Annotated in this window: 20 protein-coding genes; 4 read left to right on the top strand and 16 right to left on the bottom strand. The window is 54.6% G+C overall.

Annotation, left to right across the window (positions count from 1 at the left end; translation table 11 throughout):
* Window positions 1-108: 108 nt before the first annotated feature.
* Window positions 109-2004 carry a PrkA family serine protein kinase gene (locus ACFPQ4_RS11945; RefSeq protein WP_378112076.1) on the bottom strand — a complete coding sequence of 632 codons (1896 nt, stop codon included), beginning with the start codon at window positions 2002-2004 and terminating at the stop codon, window positions 109-111.
* A 199-nt stretch (window positions 2005-2203) separates the two neighbouring features.
* On the opposite strand from ACFPQ4_RS11945, the gene ACFPQ4_RS11940 reads away from it, so the two are divergent.
* On the top strand, window positions 2204-3058 hold the full coding sequence (locus ACFPQ4_RS11940; RefSeq protein WP_378112075.1) for a DUF2161 domain-containing phosphodiesterase: 855 nt from the start codon (window positions 2204-2206) through the stop codon (window positions 3056-3058).
* Window positions 3027-3332, top strand: coding sequence for a Rieske (2Fe-2S) protein (locus tag ACFPQ4_RS11935; RefSeq protein ID WP_378112074.1), 306 nt, complete (start codon window positions 3027-3029; stop codon window positions 3330-3332). Before ACFPQ4_RS11940 ends, ACFPQ4_RS11935 begins: the two co-directional genes overlap by 32 nt.
* Here ACFPQ4_RS11935 and ACFPQ4_RS11930 read toward each other — a convergent pair whose 3' ends face one another.
* A complete protein-coding gene (locus ACFPQ4_RS11930) occupies window positions 3333-4469 on the bottom strand; it encodes an aminotransferase class I/II-fold pyridoxal phosphate-dependent enzyme (RefSeq protein WP_378112073.1) in 1137 nt (378 codons plus the stop codon).
* Window positions 4470-4629: 160 nt separating this feature from the next.
* On the opposite strand from ACFPQ4_RS11930, the gene ACFPQ4_RS11925 reads away from it, so the two are divergent.
* Window positions 4630-4782 (top strand): hypothetical protein, encoded by a 153-nt coding sequence (locus ACFPQ4_RS11925; protein WP_378112072.1) that lies wholly within the window; start codon window positions 4630-4632, stop codon window positions 4780-4782.
* A gap of 113 nt (window positions 4783-4895) precedes the next feature.
* On the opposite strand, the gene ACFPQ4_RS11920 is transcribed toward ACFPQ4_RS11925, so the two are convergent.
* From ACFPQ4_RS11920 to serC, 3 genes are all read right to left on the bottom strand, one after another.
* Window positions 4896-5138, bottom strand: a complete 243-nt coding sequence (locus tag ACFPQ4_RS11920; protein ID WP_378112071.1) for an AbrB/MazE/SpoVT family DNA-binding domain-containing protein — start codon at window positions 5136-5138, stop codon at window positions 4896-4898.
* A 213-nt stretch (window positions 5139-5351) separates the two neighbouring features.
* Window positions 5352-5810 carry a tRNA (uridine(34)/cytosine(34)/5-carboxymethylaminomethyluridine(34)-2'-O)-methyltransferase TrmL gene (gene trmL, locus ACFPQ4_RS11915; RefSeq protein WP_378112069.1) on the bottom strand — a complete coding sequence of 153 codons (459 nt, stop codon included), beginning with the start codon at window positions 5808-5810 and terminating at the stop codon, window positions 5352-5354.
* A gap of 103 nt (window positions 5811-5913) precedes the next feature.
* Window positions 5914-7005 carry a 3-phosphoserine/phosphohydroxythreonine transaminase gene (gene serC / locus ACFPQ4_RS11910; protein ID WP_378112068.1) on the bottom strand — a complete coding sequence of 364 codons (1092 nt, stop codon included), beginning with the start codon at window positions 7003-7005 and terminating at the stop codon, window positions 5914-5916.
* 99 nt (window positions 7006-7104) lie between these two features.
* On the opposite strand from serC, the gene thpR reads away from it, so the two are divergent.
* Window positions 7105-7758 (top strand): RNA 2',3'-cyclic phosphodiesterase, encoded by a 654-nt coding sequence (gene thpR, locus ACFPQ4_RS11905; RefSeq protein ID WP_378112067.1) that lies wholly within the window; start codon window positions 7105-7107, stop codon window positions 7756-7758.
* 360 nt (window positions 7759-8118) lie between these two features.
* Here thpR and glnA read toward each other — a convergent pair whose 3' ends face one another.
* The 11 genes from glnA to liaF all read right to left on the bottom strand — a co-directional run bounded on the left by glnA (window position 8119) and on the right by liaF (window position 20287).
* Entirely contained in the window at window positions 8119-9543 is a 1425-nt protein-coding gene (glnA, locus tag ACFPQ4_RS11900; protein WP_378112066.1) for a type I glutamate--ammonia ligase, read from the bottom strand.
* A gap of 271 nt (window positions 9544-9814) precedes the next feature.
* Entirely contained in the window at window positions 9815-10876 is a 1062-nt protein-coding gene (gene aroF, locus ACFPQ4_RS11895; RefSeq protein WP_378112065.1) for a 3-deoxy-7-phosphoheptulonate synthase, read from the bottom strand.
* 159 nt (window positions 10877-11035) lie between these two features.
* Window positions 11036-11539, bottom strand: coding sequence for a DUF2062 domain-containing protein (locus ACFPQ4_RS11890; protein ID WP_378112064.1), 504 nt, complete (start codon window positions 11537-11539; stop codon window positions 11036-11038).
* Window positions 11540-11566: 27 nt separating this feature from the next.
* Window positions 11567-12529 carry a 4-hydroxy-3-methylbut-2-enyl diphosphate reductase gene (locus tag ACFPQ4_RS11885; protein WP_378112063.1) on the bottom strand — a complete coding sequence of 321 codons (963 nt, stop codon included), beginning with the start codon at window positions 12527-12529 and terminating at the stop codon, window positions 11567-11569.
* Between the two features lie 629 nt (window positions 12530-13158).
* Window positions 13159-14637 carry a sensor histidine kinase gene (locus tag ACFPQ4_RS11880; protein WP_378112062.1) on the bottom strand — a complete coding sequence of 493 codons (1479 nt, stop codon included), beginning with the start codon at window positions 14635-14637 and terminating at the stop codon, window positions 13159-13161.
* A gap of 2 nt (window positions 14638-14639) precedes the next feature.
* Complete coding sequence (locus ACFPQ4_RS11875) at window positions 14640-15326, bottom strand: response regulator transcription factor (protein ID WP_378112061.1); 687 nt, start codon at window positions 15324-15326, stop codon at window positions 14640-14642.
* Between the two features lie 72 nt (window positions 15327-15398).
* Window positions 15399-16907: a S1C family serine protease gene (locus ACFPQ4_RS11870; protein WP_378112060.1), complete on the bottom strand. Its 1509-nt coding sequence runs from the start codon at window positions 16905-16907 to the stop codon at window positions 15399-15401.
* Window positions 16908-17070: 163 nt separating this feature from the next.
* Window positions 17071-17484 carry a YugN family protein gene (locus ACFPQ4_RS11865; RefSeq protein WP_378112059.1) on the bottom strand — a complete coding sequence of 138 codons (414 nt, stop codon included), beginning with the start codon at window positions 17482-17484 and terminating at the stop codon, window positions 17071-17073.
* Between the two features lie 55 nt (window positions 17485-17539).
* On the bottom strand, window positions 17540-18214 hold the full coding sequence (locus tag ACFPQ4_RS11860) for a response regulator (RefSeq protein WP_378112058.1): 675 nt from the start codon (window positions 18212-18214) through the stop codon (window positions 17540-17542).
* A gap of 35 nt (window positions 18215-18249) precedes the next feature.
* Entirely contained in the window at window positions 18250-19272 is a 1023-nt protein-coding gene (locus ACFPQ4_RS11855; RefSeq protein WP_378112057.1) for a HAMP domain-containing sensor histidine kinase, read from the bottom strand.
* A gap of 4 nt (window positions 19273-19276) precedes the next feature.
* Complete coding sequence (liaF, locus tag ACFPQ4_RS11850; RefSeq protein WP_378112055.1) at window positions 19277-20287, bottom strand: cell wall-active antibiotics response protein LiaF; 1011 nt, start codon at window positions 20285-20287, stop codon at window positions 19277-19279.
* Window positions 20288-20395: the final 108 nt, after the last annotated feature.

Below are 20395 nucleotides of genomic sequence, written 5' to 3'. Positions count from 1 at the left end.
GCTAATCCTATATAAGATTCCGGGTACCCGATATAAGAATATGGAAGCGCAAAATAACCCCTGTCTCTGATCGAGACAGGGGCCGACAACGACAATCGTCATTCCCTATTACCGGTTCAATAAGCTACCCACGTACTTCATCAGCTCGTTGGAGCATACCGGACAATAGCCGTGTTCGTCGATCAACCGTTTCGTCACTTCGTTAATCCGCTTCAGCTGGTTCTCGTCCGGCGTCTTCGTCGAAGTGGTGATTTTCACGATGTCCTTCAAGTCGGTGAACAGCTTCTTCTCGATCGCTTCGCGGAGCCGGTCGTGCGTGCTATAGTCAAACTTCTTGCCTTTGCGCGAATAGGCGGAAATCCGGATAAGAATTTCCTCTCGGAACGCTTTCTTGGCGTTCTCCGAAATGCCGATTTGCTCCTCGATCGACCGCATGAGCCGCTCGTCGGGGTCCATCTCCTCGCCGGTAAGCGGGTCCTTTATCTTCGACCAGTTGCAGTACGACTCGATATTATCCAAATAGTTCTCGAACAACGTACGCGCCGACTCCTCGAACGAGTAGACGAACGCCTTCTGCACCTCTTTCTTGGCCAGGTTATCGTATTCCTTGCGCGCTACGGAGATGAAGTTGAGATATTTTTCCCGCTCCTCCTTTGAAATTGAAGGATGCTGGTCTAGGCCGTCCTTAAGCGCGCGCAGCACGTCGAGCGCGTTAATACAAGGCATGTCGTGCTTGATGAGCGCGCTGGAAATCCGGTTGATGACGTAGCGCGGATCGATTCCGGACATGCCCTCGTCGCTGTACTCGTTCTGCATTTCCTTGAGATCCGCTTCCTTGTAGCCCTCGACCTCTTCACCGTCGTACATGCGCATCTTCTTCACGAGGTCCATGCCCTGCTTCTTCGATTCCTTCAATCTCGTCAGGATGGAAAAGATTGCGGCCGCCTTGAGCGCATGAGGAGCGATGTGGATATGCTTCATATCCGATTGGGAGATTAGCTTAGCGTAAATTTTCTCTTCAGACGAAACCCTTAGATTGTAAGGCACCGGCATGACGATCATCCGCGATTGCAGCGCCTCGTTTTTCTTGTTCGAGATGAACGCCTTGTACTCCGATTCGTTCGTGTGCGCCACGATGAGCTCGTCGGCGCTAATGAGCGCGAACCTGCCGGCTTTGAAATTCCCCTCCTGCGTCAGCGACAACAAATTCCACAAAAACTTCTCGTCGCACTTAAGCATTTCCTGGAATTCCATTAACCCGCGGTTCGCTTTATTGAGCTCCCCGTCGAACCGGTACGCGCGCGGATCGGATTCCGAGCCGTACTCGGTAATGGTCGAGAAGTCGATGCTCCCCGTCAAGTCGGCGATATCCTGAGACTTCGGATCGGACGGACTGAACGTGCCGATACCGACCCGGTTTTCCTCCGAGATAAGTACGCGCTCGACGGCCACTTGCTCGATCACGCCATCGTACTCCGTGCGCAGCCGCATTTGGCAAGACGGACACAGGTTGCCTTCGATCCGGACGCCAAGCTCTCGCTCGACGTCATCCCTCAGCTCGGAAGGGATGAGATGCAGCGGATCCTCGTGCATCGGACAGCCTTTAATGGCGTACACGGCTCCGCGATCGGTACGGGAGTAGCGCTCCAACCCTTTTTTGAGCAGCGTAACGATCGTCGACTTCCCTCCGCTCACCGGACCCATTAGCAGCAAGATCCGCTTGCGCACGTCGAGCCTGCGCGCCGAGGAATGGAAATATTCCTCCACGAGCTTCTCCATCGTCCGATCTAGACCGAAAATTTCCGAATCGAAAAACTTATATCTTTTGTTCCCGCCCTTCTCCTCTACCCCTTGGGAGACGATCATGTCGTATACCCTGGCGTGAGCGGTCATTGCGGGCGTGTTATCGCGCCGAAGCAGCGCGATATAATCCCGGAACGTCCCCGACCAGTTTAGCTTCTCACTCTCGGCCCGATACTCCGCAATCCGCTTGAAGATGTCCATGCCGCTTCCTCCTCGCTCTCTTTCTCTACTCGTCACCCGAACGTATTACATACCTATGCGGGTTGCCGGACGAATTTGACCTAACATTGCTAGGACATGGAATCAATTCCGAGGGAACGACTTGTCTTTAGCCTAAGCGACGTATGCTATAATGACGATAATCTACACTGGTTCGACCGTAATACGAGGAGGCGCAGCCGTGGCCGTCAAACAAGAGACCGAGCTTTATCCGCCGATCAAAGCGTTTTTCGTCCTTCGCGGATTCGAGGTAAAGGCGGAAGTTCGCAACTGCGATCTAGTCGCGCTCCATCCCGAGCACGCCGAGCCTACGATCGTCGAGATGAAGAAAACGTTCACGCTCCCCTTGCTGTTGCAAGGCATAGAGAGACAGAAAACCGGCTCAGCCGTATGGCTAGCCGTCGAACGGAACCGTACGAAGAAGGGCGCGCACAATCAACGGTTCGGAGATATCACGACGCTGTGCCGCAGGTTGCAGCTCGGGTTTCTGACCGTTACGTTCTTCAAAACCAAATCGCCCGTCATCGAAGTATGGTGCGAGCCAGGAGCGCCTTACGCTTCCGAGCGTACCCGCGTCCAGACCATGACGGATGCAGCCGAGTCCAAGCAATCCTATGAGCTCGCCGCGGCGGCAGGCGGCCGCAAGAAGGGCGCCGCTCGCCTGATTAAAGAATTCTCCTCGCGAAGCGGAGATTACAACGTCGGCGGCAGCACGAAGCGCAAGCTCGTCACCGCCTACCGCGAGCGCGCGATCCAATGCGCCATGGCGTTAGCCCGCCATGGTCCGTCGGCGCCGAAGCAAGTGCGGGAATGGACGAACTGCGCGGATGCCGGACCGATGCTGCGCACTAATTATTACGGATGGTTCAATCGCCTCGGCCTGGGACGTTACGAGCTGGCGCCATCGGGTTATGAGGCGCTCAAGCAATATGCCGAAGTCGTCGCGGCATGGACTAGCAAATATGCATGGGCTGCCGCGGCAGCAGAGGCGAACGGAGGATGGCATGATGAAAGAGATCGATCTGGGACCGATTGAAGAATACCCTTCCTTGCCTGCGGAAATCACGATAGCATCGTCGCCCTATTGGCTTGTGCGCTGCGCCGAAGGCGAATATCGGCTGCTTAGCGGCCTATGTCCCCACGCGGGAGGAGAAATTCGCCCCATGAACGATGTCTTGTTCTGCCCGCTGCACTTCTGGACGTTCGACGCGCAAAGCGGCTCGTGCCTGAACAATCCCGACGAACGGTTGATGAGGCGGAAAGTAGTTATACGCGGCGACCGGTTTATTGCCGAGGGAGAAGACGAATAATCAATTGACCGACCATCTTCCCGTGAACTCTTCGATGCTTTCGGCGAGTCGGGTAACGCCTAGCTTGAGCTGCTTTTCGTCAGCGAACGCATACGTGAGCCTTACCGTATTGTTTTGCGGATCCTTCGCGTAGAACGGTCCTCCCGGCTGAAAGATAAGGCCTTTAAGCCACGCGCCTTTCAACAGCGTCTCGCCGTCCAATCCGGGCGGCAGTATAACCCATAGATGCAACCCGCCTTTCGGCGTTACCCATGCGAGATCGGGCAGCCGCTTGTGCGCGAGCAGCTCCGTTATTTTTCTCATTCTTACGTCGCATTGCACTTTGAACATATCGATGAGCGGAGCAAGCGGCTGCTCGTCGATCAAATCCGAAAGCGCGCGCTGCTCTATGACGCTCACTTGCGGCTCTTTGCCATGCGCGACATCGCCGTGCGAATCTAGCCTAAGCAGCTTCGTAGCGCCAACGATCCAGCCGATACGCAGACCCGAGATCAAACCGGGCGGCAATTGGCCGATCGAGACAACGCCCGGTTCGACGCGCCGGTGAAGGTCCGGTTCTTCGCCGTCGTATACGAGCATCTCCTGCCTGTCGTCGGTGACGAGCAGTACGCCCGCTTCCTGGCATCTCGAACGGACCGCTTGCTTGCGCTCCGCGCTCCACGTTCCTCCTTCGGGGTCCGTGCACGTCCATCCGACGTACACGAGCTTCGGCCGATAGCGGTATAACGCCGTCGTGAGCGCTTCCGGATCCATGCCGTTGCGGTCGCCCGCGATAGCCACCGGCTGCATGCCCGAGCGGCGGAACGATTGCAGCGCCGATCTCGACGTCAGCCGCTCGACGAGCACGACGTCGCCCGGCTTCGCCATCCTCTCCAGTATCCAGGCAAGCGCCCCGTCCGCGCCGGACGTTACCGTAAGAAGCCGGCTATTTCCCCCGGTCTTGCCTTTGAGCAAGCTTTGCGACAGCTGATCGCGCAGCTTTTGCGCGCCTTGCGCCTCGAAACGATTCGATATGCCGCTGATCGCGGCGGTCTCGGCGGCTTTCGTGGCGGCCCGCGCCAACCTTTCGTCCCAATCCGCGCCCGTGATTAAACCTTCCTTGGGCCATCCACCCATCCAGTTAATGACCTGGTTCAAGGCGTTCCCTCCCCCAGACATTTGCGCCGTCTTGGTACATTTATATGCTTATCATCTCGGTTCCATAGCCGCATGCGAGTTGCAAATTGTTCACACATTTAGCGTTTTCTTTTTGGAGGGTGTTGGTTATAATAAAATAAGCTAAGTGGAGGTGTAGGACATGTTTCTTGCGGAGACGGCTGCCAAAGCAGCAGAGGATTTCAAGTTATTCGGTATGTCCAATCAATTCTGGATCGTCATTCTCGTCTTGGTGCTGTTCATCGGCGCAATCCTGACGGCATCGTATAACGACGACAAAACAAGCGGGCTCTAATCGATTGGCCCCGAAGCCGGATGTCTCCCTTATGGGAGCGTCCGGCTTTTTTCGTTGGGACCGCCGACAACAAAAAACCGTCCCTAAGGACGGCTTCTTACTTGCGGTTATGTTTACAGCCCGGACATATCCTTCAGACAGGAAGCGCACACATAACGTTCTTTGAATTCTCCTACGCTCTCCATCGAGGTACAGAACACGCAGCGGGGCCGGTAACGTTCAAGAATAATATGATCGCCTTGGACCAAGATTTCAACAGGATCCCCTTCGTTCATTTGATACCTTTTACGCAAAGATTTGGGAAGCACGATACGTCCCAGTTGATCCACCTTACGAACTACGCCAGCCGGTTTCAAAGCATTTCCTCCATTCAAGTGTCAAATCTAGTTAGTTATACTGAAACACTTTTTCCATCCTATACCGTTCGCCTATCGGTACTTAATCTCCTGCTTAAACAAAGATTTACTTAATATAGTGCAAAAATAGTCAAAATAAATCTAAATATACAGATAATTGTCGAACACGACAGCGAACGAAAAACCGATCATATGTTGAGTGTTTCGCCATTTTCAAACAGGAAAATCATTTTGGCGTAGCGCTTCGTATATAACGATCGCCGCCGAGTTCGCCAAATTAAGCGAACGAACTTTGTCGGTCATCGGGATGCGAATGCCCGTCTCCGGGTGCGCGTCCAATATTTCCTGCGGCAGCCCTTTCGTTTCCCGGCCGAACACGAACAAGTCTCCGTCTTTGAACGCAAAGTCGCTGTAAGTTCTGGCGACCTTCGTGCTCGCGACGAAAAATCGGCCTTCCGGGAACGCGGCCTTTACTTCTTCGAACGAGTCGTAATACGTAATGTTAACCGCGTACCAATAATCGAGACCCGCGCGCTTTAGCGTCCGGTCGTCGGTATCGAAGCCCAGCGGCCGCACCAAGTGAAGATGGGTGCCGGTCGCGGCGCAAGTGCGGGCGATATTGCCGGTGTTAGCGGGAATTTCCGGATTGACGAGCACGATGTGAAAAGCCATCGGATATTTCCTCCTTACTTGAGTACGCGCGATCGAAATTGAAAATGTCCGTACAACGCAAACAGCGGTACAATGTACCGCTAGTATGCGTCATCGTCTTCTATTAGCCGTTGCGTTGTTGGAAATCTTGCATGAACTCGGTCAGCGCCCGAACGCTCTCGAGCGGCACCGCGTTATAGATGGAAGCGCGCAAGCCGCCTACGCTGCGGTGGCCTTTCAAGCCCACGAAGCCTTGTTGCTCCGATTCTTTGGCGAACTGCTTCTCTAGCTCTTCCGAACCGAGGCGGAACGTCACGTTCATGATCGAACGGCTTCCCGGCATCGCGCAGCCGCGATAGAAACCGCCCGAACCGTCGATCAAATTGTACAGCAAGCCCGCTTTGTCCGCGTTCAGCGCCGCCATAGCCTCGGCGCCTCCTTGCGATTTCACCCATTTGAGCACTTCGTTCACCATGTAGATCGCGAAGGTCGGAGGCGTGTTGTACAAGGAATCGGCTTTGGCATGCGTATCGTAGCGAAGCATCGTCGGCACGCCGGTCAGCTCGGGTTTGCGAATGAGATCTTCGCGAATAATAACGATCGTAACGCCGGAAGGACCGAGGTTCTTCTGAGCGCCCGCGTAGATAAGACCGAATTTGGAAACGTCGACCGGGCGGCACAGGATGTCGCTGGACATATCGCCGACTAGCGGCACGGAACCGGTATCCGGATATTCCGCCCATTGCGTGCCTTCGATCGTTTCGTTGGAAGTAAGGTGAAGGTAAGCCGCATCGGAAGGGTAGTTCAACTCGCCGATCGACGGAATCCGCATGAACTTGTCCGCTTCGGAGGAAGCCGCGATCGACACTTGACCGAACATTTGAGCTTCTTGGATCGCTTTCGTCGCCCAGCTGCCCGTGGAGACGTAAGCTGCCGTAGCGCCCGGAGTAAGTAGGTTCATAGGAATCATGGCGAATTGCGTGCTTGCTCCGCCTTGGATGAAGAGCACTTTGTAGCCGCTTGGAATGCCGAGCAGCTCGCGAAGAAGCGAATCCGCTTCGTAATGAACCTTCTCGTAAATCGGTCCGCGATGGGACATCTCCATCAAGGACATTCCGCTATTGCCGTATTCTACGAATTGCTCCTGCGCTTGCTTCAGCACCTCGAGCGGTAACGCCGCCGGACCGGCATTGAAGTTATAGGCACGATTAGCCATCTTTCCTGTTCCCACCTTGTTTATTATTAGGATAGGCTTATCATAACAAGCGGTCGCCTGCGTAGCAACTAGAAACTACGCCAGAAGTACGTCGGATTCGTGAAATTCCGAACGAAAGTAGTGGGAACATTGGAGAATTTTCGTCTTTTTCTCGGTTTGCAGCTGTCCGAACAGGCAAAAGCGTATTTATCGTGCAAAATGTCCGAGATGGCAAAGGCGCTCTCCTTCCGGAGCTGGACGCATCCCGCGGACCTTCACGTGACGTTGCACTTCATCGGCGACACGCCGGCTTCGCGGGTAGAAGAGCTAAGCGCCGCAGCGGCGGAAGCCGCGTCGCAGGCGGCGCCGTTCACGCTCGCGCTGACGGAGGCGGGCACCTTCGGCCCGCCGTCTGCGCCGCGCGTGCTGTGGTGCGGCCTGGCGGAGCCCGCCGCCGCACCCGAGGGCGCGCTAGCCGCGCTGCACGCGGCGCTGGGCGCGCGCCTTAACGCCTCCGGCTTCGCCACGGAGGCGAGGCCCTTCCGCGCGCACGCGACTCTCGCGCGCGGATGGTCCGGCGCCGCCGGAGCCGAAGGCGATCCGGCGGCGGCAATCGCGGCGGCGTGGCACGCTGCACCGTGCCACGCGCCGCAGGCGCAACGCGTGTGGACAGCGGACGCGGTCACGCTGTTCCTCACGCATCTTGGCCGCCGGCCGAGCTACGAGCCGATCGGCTCGTTCCCGTTCCGCGATTATGATACTCCACATCCCTAGCTCGACGCGACTAAAGTATAATGCCTGCGATAATGCAGTCATTTTCAGTCCGCTACCCCATCTGCGAGTAATTCCTGCTCTTTTGCAGGTTTTTGCCCCTGGTATAGCTCTCCTTCGGTAATTCCTAAGCCGTATAAATTTGCTTGATCACTTCTTCGATCTTGATATTGTTAATATTAATGTCCTGCACCGGCAGGCGATTCTACAGGAAGCAACATTCGCCGTTTACCCTAAGAAGTAAATATTTTCCTTTGAAAATTATACAAACCATAGATAAGAGCCCTCCGCATGGAGAGCTCTTCATTAGTAACAAAAAAAGCCCCCCTCGCGGGGAGCTTTTCGTTATCGTATAAGTTCCGATTAGCAGTCGAAGTAGAGACCGTACTCGTAAGGATGAATGCGGATCGCAACGGATTTCGCTTCAGCGCGTTTTACGGATACATAGTTCTCGATGAACTCTTTCGTGAAGACGCCGCCTTCAGTCAAGAACTCGGAATCAGCTTCCAGAGCGTCAAGCGCTTCGTCAAGCGTTCCAGGTACGCTGCGGATTTCTTTCTTTTGATCATCGGACAGCTCGTAGATGTTCGTGTCGAACGGTCCATAGCCGAGTGCGGATGGATCGATTTTGCGTTTGATTCCGTCCAAACCTGCCATCAGCATCGCTGCGAAAGCAAGGTACGGGTTAGCCGTGGAGTCCGGCGTACGGAACTCGATGCGGCAGCCTTTAGGCGTAACTGCTGCAACCGGGATACGGACGGCAGCGGAACGGTTGCCTTTGGAGTAAACCAAGTTGACCGGCGCTTCGTAACCAGGCACGAGACGTTTGAACGAGTTCGTGGACGGGTTCGTGATCGCGATCAATGCCGGAGCATGATGCAGAATACCGCCGATGTAGTGAAGAGCCATTTGGCTCAAGTTAGCGTAGCCGCCTTTTTCATAGAACAGCGGGTTGCCTTCGTTGAAGATCGATTGGTGAACGTGCATGCCGCTACCATTGTCGCCGAAGAGCGGTTTAGGCATAAACGTTGCGACTTTGCCATATTGGCGAGCAACGTTATGGATGATGTATTTGTACTTCATCAGGTTGTCGGCCGTTTTCGTCAACGTGTCAAAGCGGAAGTTGATTTCTGCTTGACCAGCCGTTGCTACTTCGTGGTGGTGACGCTCGATGCGCAAGCCGGACTCTTGCATCAGGCGAACCATTTCGCTACGGATATCTTGTTGGGAGTCTACAGGAGCAACAGGTACATAGCCGCCTTTAACGCCTACTTTGAAGCCTAGGTTGCCGCCTTCTTCTTTGCGGTTCGTGTTCCAAGCCGCTTCTTCGGAATCAACGAAGAACGAAGAGGAATTCATCGTGCTCTCGTAACGAACGTCGTCGAAAATGAAGAACTCGGATTCAGGCGCGAAGTAAGCCGTCGTGCCTACGCCTGCTTTTTGCAAGTATTCTTCAGCTTTGTGAGCGATGGAACGCGGGTCGCGCTCATAGCGCTCGCCGTCTGGCGTATGGATGTTACAAATAACGATAAGAGTCGCATGCGCGGTGAATGGATCTACGTAGACGGAATCAGTGTCAGGCATCATAACCATATCGGACTCTTCAATTCCACGGAAGCCCGTGATCGAGGAACCGTCGAACGCTACGCCATTTACGAACGTTTCAGCTTCTACTTCAGTCGCTGGAAGCGTAATGTGGTGAGCACGGCCACCGAGGTCGATGAAGCGGAAGTCAACGAATTCAATGTTCTTTTCCTTGATCAAATCCAATACTTGTTGTGCAGACATTTAAATTTCCTCCCCATTTCCGAACATTAAGAGTGATTTGTCGGTCTATTGTTCAAGTTTCGACTGAACTTATGAGGTTATTATAAAACCGAGTCTTGTGGAGCGTCAATACTTATGTAAGGTATTTTTTGTGGTAATGTTAGCATTGCTCACACTTTAACCCTAAAGTTCATAAAACGTTCAAAAGCACCCCTGGACATTACGTTAATCGACCTTACAAAGCAAAAACGGCCTGCTTTACGCAGACCGCGTTTTTTGTGAACTATCGCTATTATTTCACCCAAGTCGCGAACGCTTCGGCGGGCTCTTTGGCCGTATCGAACTTTTTGCCGAGCAGCGGAGCAAGCTGTTCGAGCTCCTTCAGCAAATTCGCGAATTGATCCGGGAAGAGCGATTGCACGCCGTCGCCGGTAGCCGAATTGTCCGGATCCGTATGCATCTCGATAATGAGGCCGTTCGCGCCCGCCGCCACGGAAGCTTTCGTCATCGTCTCGACGAGCTCGCGGCGTCCGGTTGCATGGCTCGGATCCGCGATTACCGGGAGATGAGACAGCTGCTGAACGACCGGAATCGCCGTGAGATCGAACGTATTGCGCGTGTACGTCTCGAACGTGCGAATGCCGCGCTCGCATAACATGACGTTCGGGTTGCCGCCGGCAAGAATATATTCCGCCGCGTTCAACCATTCGTCGTACGTCGCGCTGAAGCCGCGCTTCAAAAGCACCGGATTTTTGATCGTACCCAACTTGCGAAGCAAGTCGAAGTTTTGCATGTTTCGCGTGCCTACTTGCATAATGTCCGCGTATTCCGCGCACACGTCTACGAATTCGGGAGCCATAACTTCCGTAATCGTAATCAAACCGTATTTGTCGCCCGCCTCTTTCATCCATTTCAAGCCTTCGATGCCGATTCCTTGGAAGCTATAAGGACCCGTGCGAGGCTTGAACGCTCCGCCGCGCAACACTTGGCCGCCCGCGGCTTTGACTAAGCGAGCGATCTCGTCGATCTGCTCCGGCGTTTCTACGGCACAAGGGCCGCCCATGACGACGAGGTTGTCTCCGCCGATCTTTATGCCCTTCACTTCGATGATCGTATCGTCCGGGTGGAAATCCCGGCTCGCCAGCTTGTAAGATTTCGAAATCTTAATGACGTTCTCAACTCCTTGCATAGAGCGGATGTGCTCTGCCAGCGAAGGCGTTGCTTTGCCGATAATGCCGATGACGGTACGGTCCGTACCGCGGGATACGTGCGCTTGTACGCCGCTTTGCTCGATTACGCGCACGATTTCCGCGATGCGACTGTCGGTTATGGAAGGAGAAGTAATGACGATCATATAAGTTCACGCTCCAATTGGAATTGTTTAACGCTTATCCGCTTCAACGCTTATACGCTTTTAAGCACTAAAGTAAATATAACGAAAAAAAGATGCCTTGTCAACGGTCACCCGCGCAATCGGGTGCCGCTAACAGCCATCTTTACGCCAGCTATTCGCCTATTTGATCATCGCGTTCGCGTCTGCGCGAGCACGGTTCAGCCTCCGCTTTTCCTTGCGCTTGGCCTTGAACCCGTTAATGCTCATCTTGATCGGGAAGTAACATAATAGCCCCAATAACGCGCCGTCGATAATCCCGCCGACGATTAACTTCAAATTCTCAAGCAACAGGTTGTTTACCCACTCCGGCAAAAACGAATAATGGAAGCTTAAGTGACTCGGGAGCACCCATGCCCCGACTTTCCGGTTCGGATAGATCATCGGAATGTAAATTAGCTTGCCGATGACAAAACCGATCAACGCCGCCGGAAAATTGCCTTTGAGCACGTAAACGAGCGGAAAGATTAGAATGAATGCGAAGCCGAGCGTCGGCAACGTGAACATCTCCACGGCTATGCCGATAGCGAAGCCCATCGCGACCATCGATGCGCCGCCTTTGGCGCGCATTAACATCAAGTATTTATATTTGAGCCATCGCCAAGTGGTGCGAAGTCGTTGTTGCATGTAGATCTCCTTCTTCGAGGGGAACCGTTATTTGGGATCTTCGGTGGTGGCGCGCTCCTTGACATTGGGCAATAGTTTGTTCGGATTGACGGTGCGAACAAGCGGCCATGTCGCAGGAATATCGTGATCGTATTGCTCTAAGTAGGCTATAACTTCCTTCGTCAGCGCCGTCGGCGTCGATGCACCGGATGTGACAGATACCCGTTGAACGCCCTCGAGCCATTCTTGTTTCAACTCTCCCAGATCCGCGATTCGATAGGCGGGCACGCCGGCGATCTCCTCGGACACTTGCGCGAGCCGGTTCGAATTGTTGCTGCGCGGATCGCCGACGACGATGCACAGGTCGGCTTCCTTCGCTTGCGCGGCCACCGCTTCCTGCCGAACCTGCGTGGCCAGGCATATCTCGTTATGGATTTCGGCGGTCGGAAACGCGCTCAGAAGCTTCGCCATCAAATGCTTGATATCCCATTGGGACATCGTCGTCTGGTTCGTTATTATTATACGCTCGGAATCCAAAGTCAGTTTCAAAACATCTTCTTCGCCTTCGATTAAATGAACATGGCCCGGCGCGATGCCGATCGCACCCTCCGGCTCCGGATGTCCTTTTTTCCCGATATAGATGACCTCGTATCCGTCGCCGACTTTTTCGCGAATAAGATCGTGCGTCTTCGTAACGTCCGGACAGGTGGCGTCTACTAGCGTGAGCCCCTTCTCCTTCGCCCTGCGGCGGACCTCGGGCGAGACTCCGTGCGCGGTGAAAATAACCGTCCCTTGCTCGACCTGTTCTAGTATTTCCAGACGGTCGTTGCCGTCGAGCGTGATGATGCCTTCCTCTTTGAATGCATCCGTCACGTGGCTATTATGAACAATCATGCCTAATATATAAATCGGACGGGGCAGCGACAGGTTGCGCGCCGTCTGGAGCGCCAATACCATCGCGTCGACTACGCCATAGCAGTAACCTCTGGGAGAAATTTTTACGACTTCCATGATGAACGCCTGCTTTCTCTTCCGCTCCCGCGGAAATGTGACCTCAATCTTGCGGATACAGCGAATGTATAACTAACATTATACCTTATTGCCTATAGCGGGAAAAGCCGAGGTACGATCGTGCGGCACCGATGCCGAAAATTCCCTTTTGAACGTTATCCCCTTCGCTCAGGTAATTTCGCGCGAACTCGATGCATATAGAGGCACATATACCCTTATTCCATTAAAATCCGAGATTTTGACGCATGTAGAGGCATATTTGCCCTTATTCCATCCAAATCGTCGATTCCTGCACAATTAGAGGCATATATGCCTTTATTCCACCCGAACTTCTGATCTCGGTAAATTTAGAGGCATATATGCCTTTATTTCACCTTAGCCCGTGATTTCAACTCAATTAGAGGCACACATACCCTTATTCCATTAGATCGGAGATTGTGACGTATTCAGTGTTACATAAGCCGCTTCTTAAAAGGCCGCTAACACTCCGCTCCCCTTTCCTGAGCGAAGGGGATAACGTTCAAAAGCACCTGAAACCCCTATCCGCCCAATAACGATAGCGCGGACCAAAACTGCCCACTGCATCAAAAAACGACCGGCGCAGCCCTAGGGCTGCCCGATCGTCCGTATTAGGCTAACGACTGTTGCGGCTCCGGAATGACCGGAAGCCAAAGCGTGAACGCTGAGCCTTCGCCAGGGCGGCTCTGCACGTCGATCGTCGCGTGGTGCAGCTCGGCGATCCATCGCGCGATCGAGAGTCCGAGTCCGGTGCCGGACGTCTCGCCCCGGGATGCGTCCGCGCGATAAAATCTTTCGAAAATATGCGGCACATGCTCCGCCCGCATTCCGATGCCGGTATCGACGACGGACAGCCCTACGTAGGAACCGGATACCGACGCGTACAGTCTTACTTCGCCCTTTGGCGTGTATTTAAAACCGTTCTCGATGAGAATGAAGAGCAGTTGTAGCAAATAGTCCCGGTTTCCTTGCACCCACACGCCGTCAAGCGCATCGAACGGTCCGGCCACCCACTCCGCGCGGCGCGGAAGGAACGATGCCCGGCGCGCCGCTTCTTCGGCGAGAGGCCGCAAAGGCATGCTTTCCATCTCCACCGCGTAGCCTGCATCCGCGCGAGCGAGCGCCAGCAAATCGTTCACCAATCGGCTCATGCGCCTTGCCTCATCGGCAATGTCGTGAATCGACTCCAGCGACATCGCGCGCTTATCCATTTCCGTCAGCCGGTTCTCCTGAGCGGGAGCTCCGTCGGCTCCTTCGTTATCCGCCCATATTTTCTCCAGCAAATCCACGTTGCCGCGAATCGTCGTAAGCGGCGTTCGAAGCTCATGCGAAGCGTCCGAGACGAACCTACGTTGCGCCGCGTTCGTTTCTTCCAAGTTTTTGTAAGCCCGCTCCAAACCCGAAAGCATCCCATTTAGCGTATCCGTCAGGCGGCCGACCTCGTCGTCGGCACGCTCGCGCGGAATGCGCAGCCCAAGATCCGAGCCGCTCTGAATTTGCTGGGCGGCCGCCGTAACTCTGCCGATCGGCGTCAGCGCCTTTCGGGACAAGAACATGCCGAGCAAGAACGCAGCCAGCAGCGCGGCCCCGCCGGACAACCACAGAATACCTCTTAATTGCGAGAAGAATCCCTCGTCGCGTTCCATAAGCGCTCCGACTTGCAGTAACGCGATGACTTCTTCAGACCCTTTGACGTGGAATGGCTTCTCATAGATCAAGAATGGCATTCCGTCGATATCCTTGTGAAAGAACCGCTCACGAACCTCCGACTGCTTTACGTATGGCAATGTCAAAGTCGTTCCGATAATATTACGGGATTTTCTGGCGACGACCCCGTCCTTACTCTCCGCATAACTAACCAATTGCATAACGATAATCGAGGCATTGAATCCGGGAGCGGAAGAGTCTAGACTGAACTCCCCGAATACCCCTCCCGCAGGCTGCGCTTTGGCCGCGACTTCCTTGAGACGCCCCTTAAGCTCGGCTTGCGAGTTATGAAAGACGACGTTGTAGACGGTAATGCCGAATATGATGAACGCGATGGCGAATAACCCGGAATACCAAAGCGTCAGCTTGAGTCGGATAGACATGGTCAGCTATCCCCTTTCAGCACGTAGCCAGCGCCGCGGACCGTCTGAATTAGCCGCTTCTCCCCCTGCTCCTCCAGCTTCTGACGCAGCATGGCGATGTACACCTCGAGCACGTTCGATTCGCCGCTGTAATCGTAGCCCCATATTTTCTCCATGATCTGATCGCGCGACAATACGCGCTTCGGATTTTGCAGGAACAGATGCAGCAGATCGAATTCCTTGGCCGTCAGCTCGACTCGCCGGTCTCCGCGTATCGTCTCGCGTCCGTCCACGTCGAGCACAAGGTCGTCATAGCGGAACTGAGCGGACTCTTCCGCCTTCTCTGGCCTTCTTCTAAGTAACGCGCGGACTCTGGCCATCAGCTCTTCAAGCGCAAACGGCTTGACGAGATAATCGTCGGCGCCGAGATCCAGTCCTTTGACCCGATCCTGCACTTCGTCCTTCGCGGTCAGCAGCAGCACCGGAGACGTTATGCCTGCCTCCCGCAACCGGCGGCACACTTCCCAGCCGTCCATCTTCGGCATCATGACGTCCAAGACGATCAAGTCCGCTTGGCGCTGGCTTAACAGCTTCAAGCCCTCCGTACCGTCTTGCGCCGTGGAAACTTCATACCCTTCGAACGCGAGACTGCGCCGAAGCAGCGAAGTGATTTTATCGTCGTCGTCTATTACCGCAATGTGTGGTCTCACTAAGATTCGTCCTCCTCTATCGCCAAAGAGCGGGACAACCGCTTGGGTATCCCGCTCTTCTCACTTTGTTCGTTATTGCGTCTCGAATTCGTTGCGGTCGCCGATTTCGACGACGACGTCGAGCTTCTTATCGCCGCGGGAAACGTTCAGCGTCACTTTGTCGCCGACGTTCTTCTTCTGAATCGCCGCGATCAGATCGTTCGTCGTACCGTAGGCTTTGCCGTCCAAGCCGGTAATGACGTCGTATTGTCTCAGATCCGCTTTGTAAGCCGGGGAGTTGAACAACACTTCGCGGACGAACGCGCCTTTGGTGTCTTTGCCGATGCCGAGCTTATTCGCGATATCCGGAGTTACGTCCATCAACGTCGCGCCGATGAACGGCGACGGCTTCTGCGGAATTTTCGTGTTACTCTTCAAATTCTCAAGGACGTCCTTGATCGTGCTCGACGGAATCGCGAATCCGATCCCTTGCGCTTGCGAGCTTACGGCCGTATTGATCCCGATAACTTCACCTTGCAAGTTAATGAGCGGACCGCCGGAGTTACCTGGGTTGATCGATGCGTCGGTTTGCAGCAAATGTTTGTAGTTACGCGTACCGTTCGTGTCCGGAATGCTGATCTCGCGCTCGTTGGAGCTTAGCACGCCGACCGTTACCGTGTGATCGAAGCCGTACGGGTTACCGATCGCTACGACCCAATCTCCCATGTTCATGCCGCCGGAATCGCCAAGCTTAAGCGTAGGGAAGTCCGTGCCTTTGATTTTCAGCACCGCAAGGTCAAGATCATAGCTCGAGCCTAGCAGCTCTGCCGTGAATGGCTGTTCATGTCCGGCCACGATAACTTTGATCTCGTCTGCGTCAGCGATCACGTGCTGGTTCGTAAGGATATAGCCCGTCGAGTCGAAAATAAACCCGGAGCCCATGCCGCTTTGCTGAAGCGCGCCGTCGCCTTGCGCTCCGTTATCTTGCTGGCTAGGGTCGTCTCCGAAAAACTGGCGGAAGAAGTCGTCTTGCCATAGTCCGCTCGAATCGGTGCTGCGAGCTTTGGCGTATGTTTCGATCTGTACGACCGCAGGGGATGATTGCTCGAAAATTTTGGCGATGTTGTTCGGCCGTACGACGTCGTTAGAATTGCTGACCGGATTGCTTGCCGCCTTAACGTTCGCTTCTTGCGCGGCCTTCGTGCCGCCGCCGAGCAAGTCCGACGAGAACCAGTTCCAACGGTCCGCGGAATACATCAGCGCGCCTACGGTCAGAACGCCGACCAAGAACGCCGCGAATACGGAGCGGAGAGATGTGCGGCGCGGCGGTTTGGAGCCGCCCCATTCGCTCTTCGGTACCCCGCCGGAAACGGTGAACGGGCGATATTCCCGCGATGCCGCTCCTGGAACGACGATCTCCCTCGGTGACTGCTCGTCGCTCGATTGCTCGTTCGAGAGCTGCCTCGGCGGATTGGACCCGAACGGCCCGAATGTATAGGGTTCAGACTCTCTGCGCACGCTCGCGTACGGATCGTCGCTACGGTCTTGCCCTTGTCCTAGTCCTTCTTGTTGATCATCTGGCTTCTTATTATATTCGTCCATCGCGATTGCCTCCTCGCGCCTCTATCGGCGACATACTGTATTTCATGTTCCTATCTTAATCGCGAAACCTTAAAACTATCTTAAACGGAAATGAGAACGAAGTAAAAACATGGGCGAATTTAACGATTGGCTTGAACGCAAAAAGAACGGCACTTCGTGCCGTTCACGCGGGATATATGGCTTCGACCTTTCTCAATTTCGTCTTCGCCTCTTCGACCCAACGGCTCTCGATCGGCGCGTCCGGGTCGACCGGGTCGGAAAATTGGTCGACCAGCGCTCCCAAAACTCTCGGCTGCGCTTCCTTGTCGAGCCCTTCGTTGTAAATATGCTTTAGCACGTAGGGCTCGCCGAATCGGATCTTCGCGTCGATCTCTTGCGTCTCGCTGTCCAGGTTGCCGTTGGTTACGTCGAACGGCAGCCTTAGCCACACCTTGTTCGCGTCGTCCAGCGCGCAATCGAACGAGCCGTGATCGTAATCCCAATTGCCGCCTAACGAGAAACCGTGCTCGGACAAACCGTTTTTGACGATGACGAATTCCTGTTCCTGCGACGTAAGCGAGGAGGGAATGGATTGCATCCCGGATATAACCCCCTTTATGTGTCATCATAAGCCTATCCCGCTTTAGGGCGTTTTATCCTTCCTTGACCCAGCCTTTCCGGTGCGCGAAAATCGCAAGCTGCGTCCGATCCTCCAACTCGCACTTCATAAGCAGGTTGCTCACGTGGGTTTTGACCGTTTTAATGCTAATATGAAGCTCGTCGCCGATTTCTTTATTGGAACGGCCTTCCGCGATTAGCAACAGCACTTCGCGCTCCCGCTCGGTCATGCCCTCGACGTCGGGACTAGCGGATCGTTTGCGCAACCCGCGCGTGAGCGCTTGCGATACGTCCCCGCTCATGACCGGCATGTTGCGGATCGCGCCTTGCATCGCGTACAGAAGCTCATCCGCCGACACCGTCTTCAGCACGTAGCTGACCGCGCCCGCTTCGATCGCTTCTACGACCTTCTCGTCTTCCAGGAAGCTCGTAAGAATGACGATGCGCAAATCCGGATAGCGCCCTAGCAACGCGCGAGTCGTCTCCACGCCGTCCATATGCGGCATCATAAGATCCATCAGCACAAGCTGAGGCAGCTTGCCGTCGTAACCGCCGCTGGCCAACGTTTCGATCGCCGCAACGCCGCTGCTCGCCTCCCCGATGACCTCGAATCGCGGATCCAGCATGAGATACGTGCGCAAACCCATCCTGACCATCTCGTGATCGTCTACGATCAATACTTTCCATGGAGTAGCCGAAGCCTCCGTCATGCGCTCATCTCCCCGAATCTATCGTCCTGTCTATTTCATTCCGATCCGAAAATAGGGAACCATACTTTCACTTTCGTTCCGGCTCCGGGCTTGCTCCTAATTTCGGCTTCCCCGCCAAGCTTCTGGGCGCGTTCTCTCATTGTAGACAAACCGTATGCGCCAGTTCGCACTTGCTCGTTGCGGAAGCCAGTGCCGTTATCTTCGATGTCCAGTATCACTTGTCTATCGGTCTCTCCCAAGAACAAGCGGACGCTCTGCGCATCGGCATGCTTCACCACGTTGCCCATCGCTTCTTGAATGATAAGGAACAGTTGATGCTCCATCGCTTCCGACAATCGGCTATGCAGCTGAATGTCCAGCGTCCCTTGCAGGCCGTTCTGGCGACAATAATCCGGGAACCACCGGTCCATCGCTTCGCACAACGTCCGGCCTTGCAGCTCCATCGGGCGCAATTGCGCGATAAGGCCGCGCATTTGGCGCTGCGCCGTGGACGACATGGCGATCAGCTGCTCCATCACTTTGCTCGCTTGTTCCGGATTGAGCTCGAGCAGCTTCGGGAGCGACGACGCCGACATATGCAAGGCGAACAGCTGCTGGCTTACGGAGTCGTGCAAGTCGCGGGCGAGCCTGCGCCTCTCTTCCAATACGGCGGCTTCCTGATTCGTCGCTTCTTCCATAATATTGCGCTCGCCAAGCTGTTGGAGCAGCTTCAGACGCGCTTCGAGCGAGCCGAGCATCCGATTGAACTCTCTATTGATTTCCGTGAAGGCGTCGTATTCGATCTCGGGCAATCTAGCGCTCCAATTTCCGGCCGACGCATGCTTCATCGCATGCTGCAGCTGATCCAGCTTTCGTTGCGTAGCCAGTCCAAACCGATAAGAGACGCCTGCCTGTACGAGAAGCAAGCCGAACGTCCAACTGATCCATAGATGCGTTTCCAGCGGCGGCCCGCTTCCGAATTGGCTCCAAGAGAAGTACAGCACTAACATGAGTCCGAGCGTCGCCGCGCTCGAGTTGATCGGCGCGCTCCATTTGCTATAACGAATGATCTTCTTCATGACCTCAGCCTACCTTCATCACGCGAACATCGCCGATGAAGCTGCTGACGACGAGAACGACGCGCTGTTCGGCATCGGAATAACTAGGCGTTTCCACGGACATCTGATTAAAGACGCCGCCCTTGTTCTGGTCGAGCACTTTCACGTCGCCAATGAGGCAACTGGACATCACTTGGATGCCGATCCGCATATCGTTCGGCACGTACACTTTCACGTCGCCTATGAAAGAAGAAACCTCGATTCTCGTTTCTCCGATCGGCACTTGCGCCTTGGTCAAATCCAACGTCGTATCGCCAATAAAATGCGAGACGCTCATCGGTACCAATTCCCAATAATCGTGACCGAAGTATATATCGCCGATAAACCGGGAGTGCGTAACCTTTTTGGCCTGCCCGTGACCCCAATGATTATGATGCTCGTGCGCATGGCGCCATCCGTGATGTTTCCGATGATTTTCGCGCCATTGTTGCTTGAATTCGCCGATATTTTCCTTCCATTGACGCTTGGCATCGTGAAAATTATTTACATTAGACCAATCCGGCGCCGGCGGAGGATCGCGTCGGTCGAACGACTCGCCGTCTGCTGGCGGGGCGGGAGGCGGTCCCGGAGGCGTCGGCGGAATCGGCGGCATCGGAGGCGTAATGGGGTTCCATTGCTCGTCTTCCGATCGCGATCTCCTTGAACGTCCGCCTTTGAATATCATGGAAACTCCGAACAGGATAAGAATAATCGGCCAAATCAGCTGGATCAGATCGGAGAAGTCCCAATCGAACCATGACAGATTGCGACCAAGGAACAGAAAACCGATCAATATGACGAGCGGATTCCAGAACACCGACCTCGTCTGCATGAGCAAGCCTTGGACGCCGAACAATATGATGAATACCGGCCAATAGAGCGAGAAAAATTCGCCGATGCTCATCGTAACGACGCCCAAATGGTTTAATAAGAACACGACGCCGACCGCGACGGCGACAATGCCCCAAATAAATCTATGCATAAACGACGAGAACATATAAAAACCTCCGTATACGATCGCAATGATGATTCTGTTATCAGTATATCCGAGCGCTTGACCGCGCGATAGCGGCGCGGGGCGTAAATCGTCCTCGGTCTACAGACG

The sequence above is a fragment of the Cohnella yongneupensis genome (genome assembly GCF_042655785.1).
Taxonomy (GTDB): Bacteria; Bacillota; Bacilli; order Paenibacillales; family Paenibacillaceae; genus Cohnella; species Cohnella yongneupensis.
This window is presented reverse-complemented; position numbering and strand designations above follow the sequence as displayed.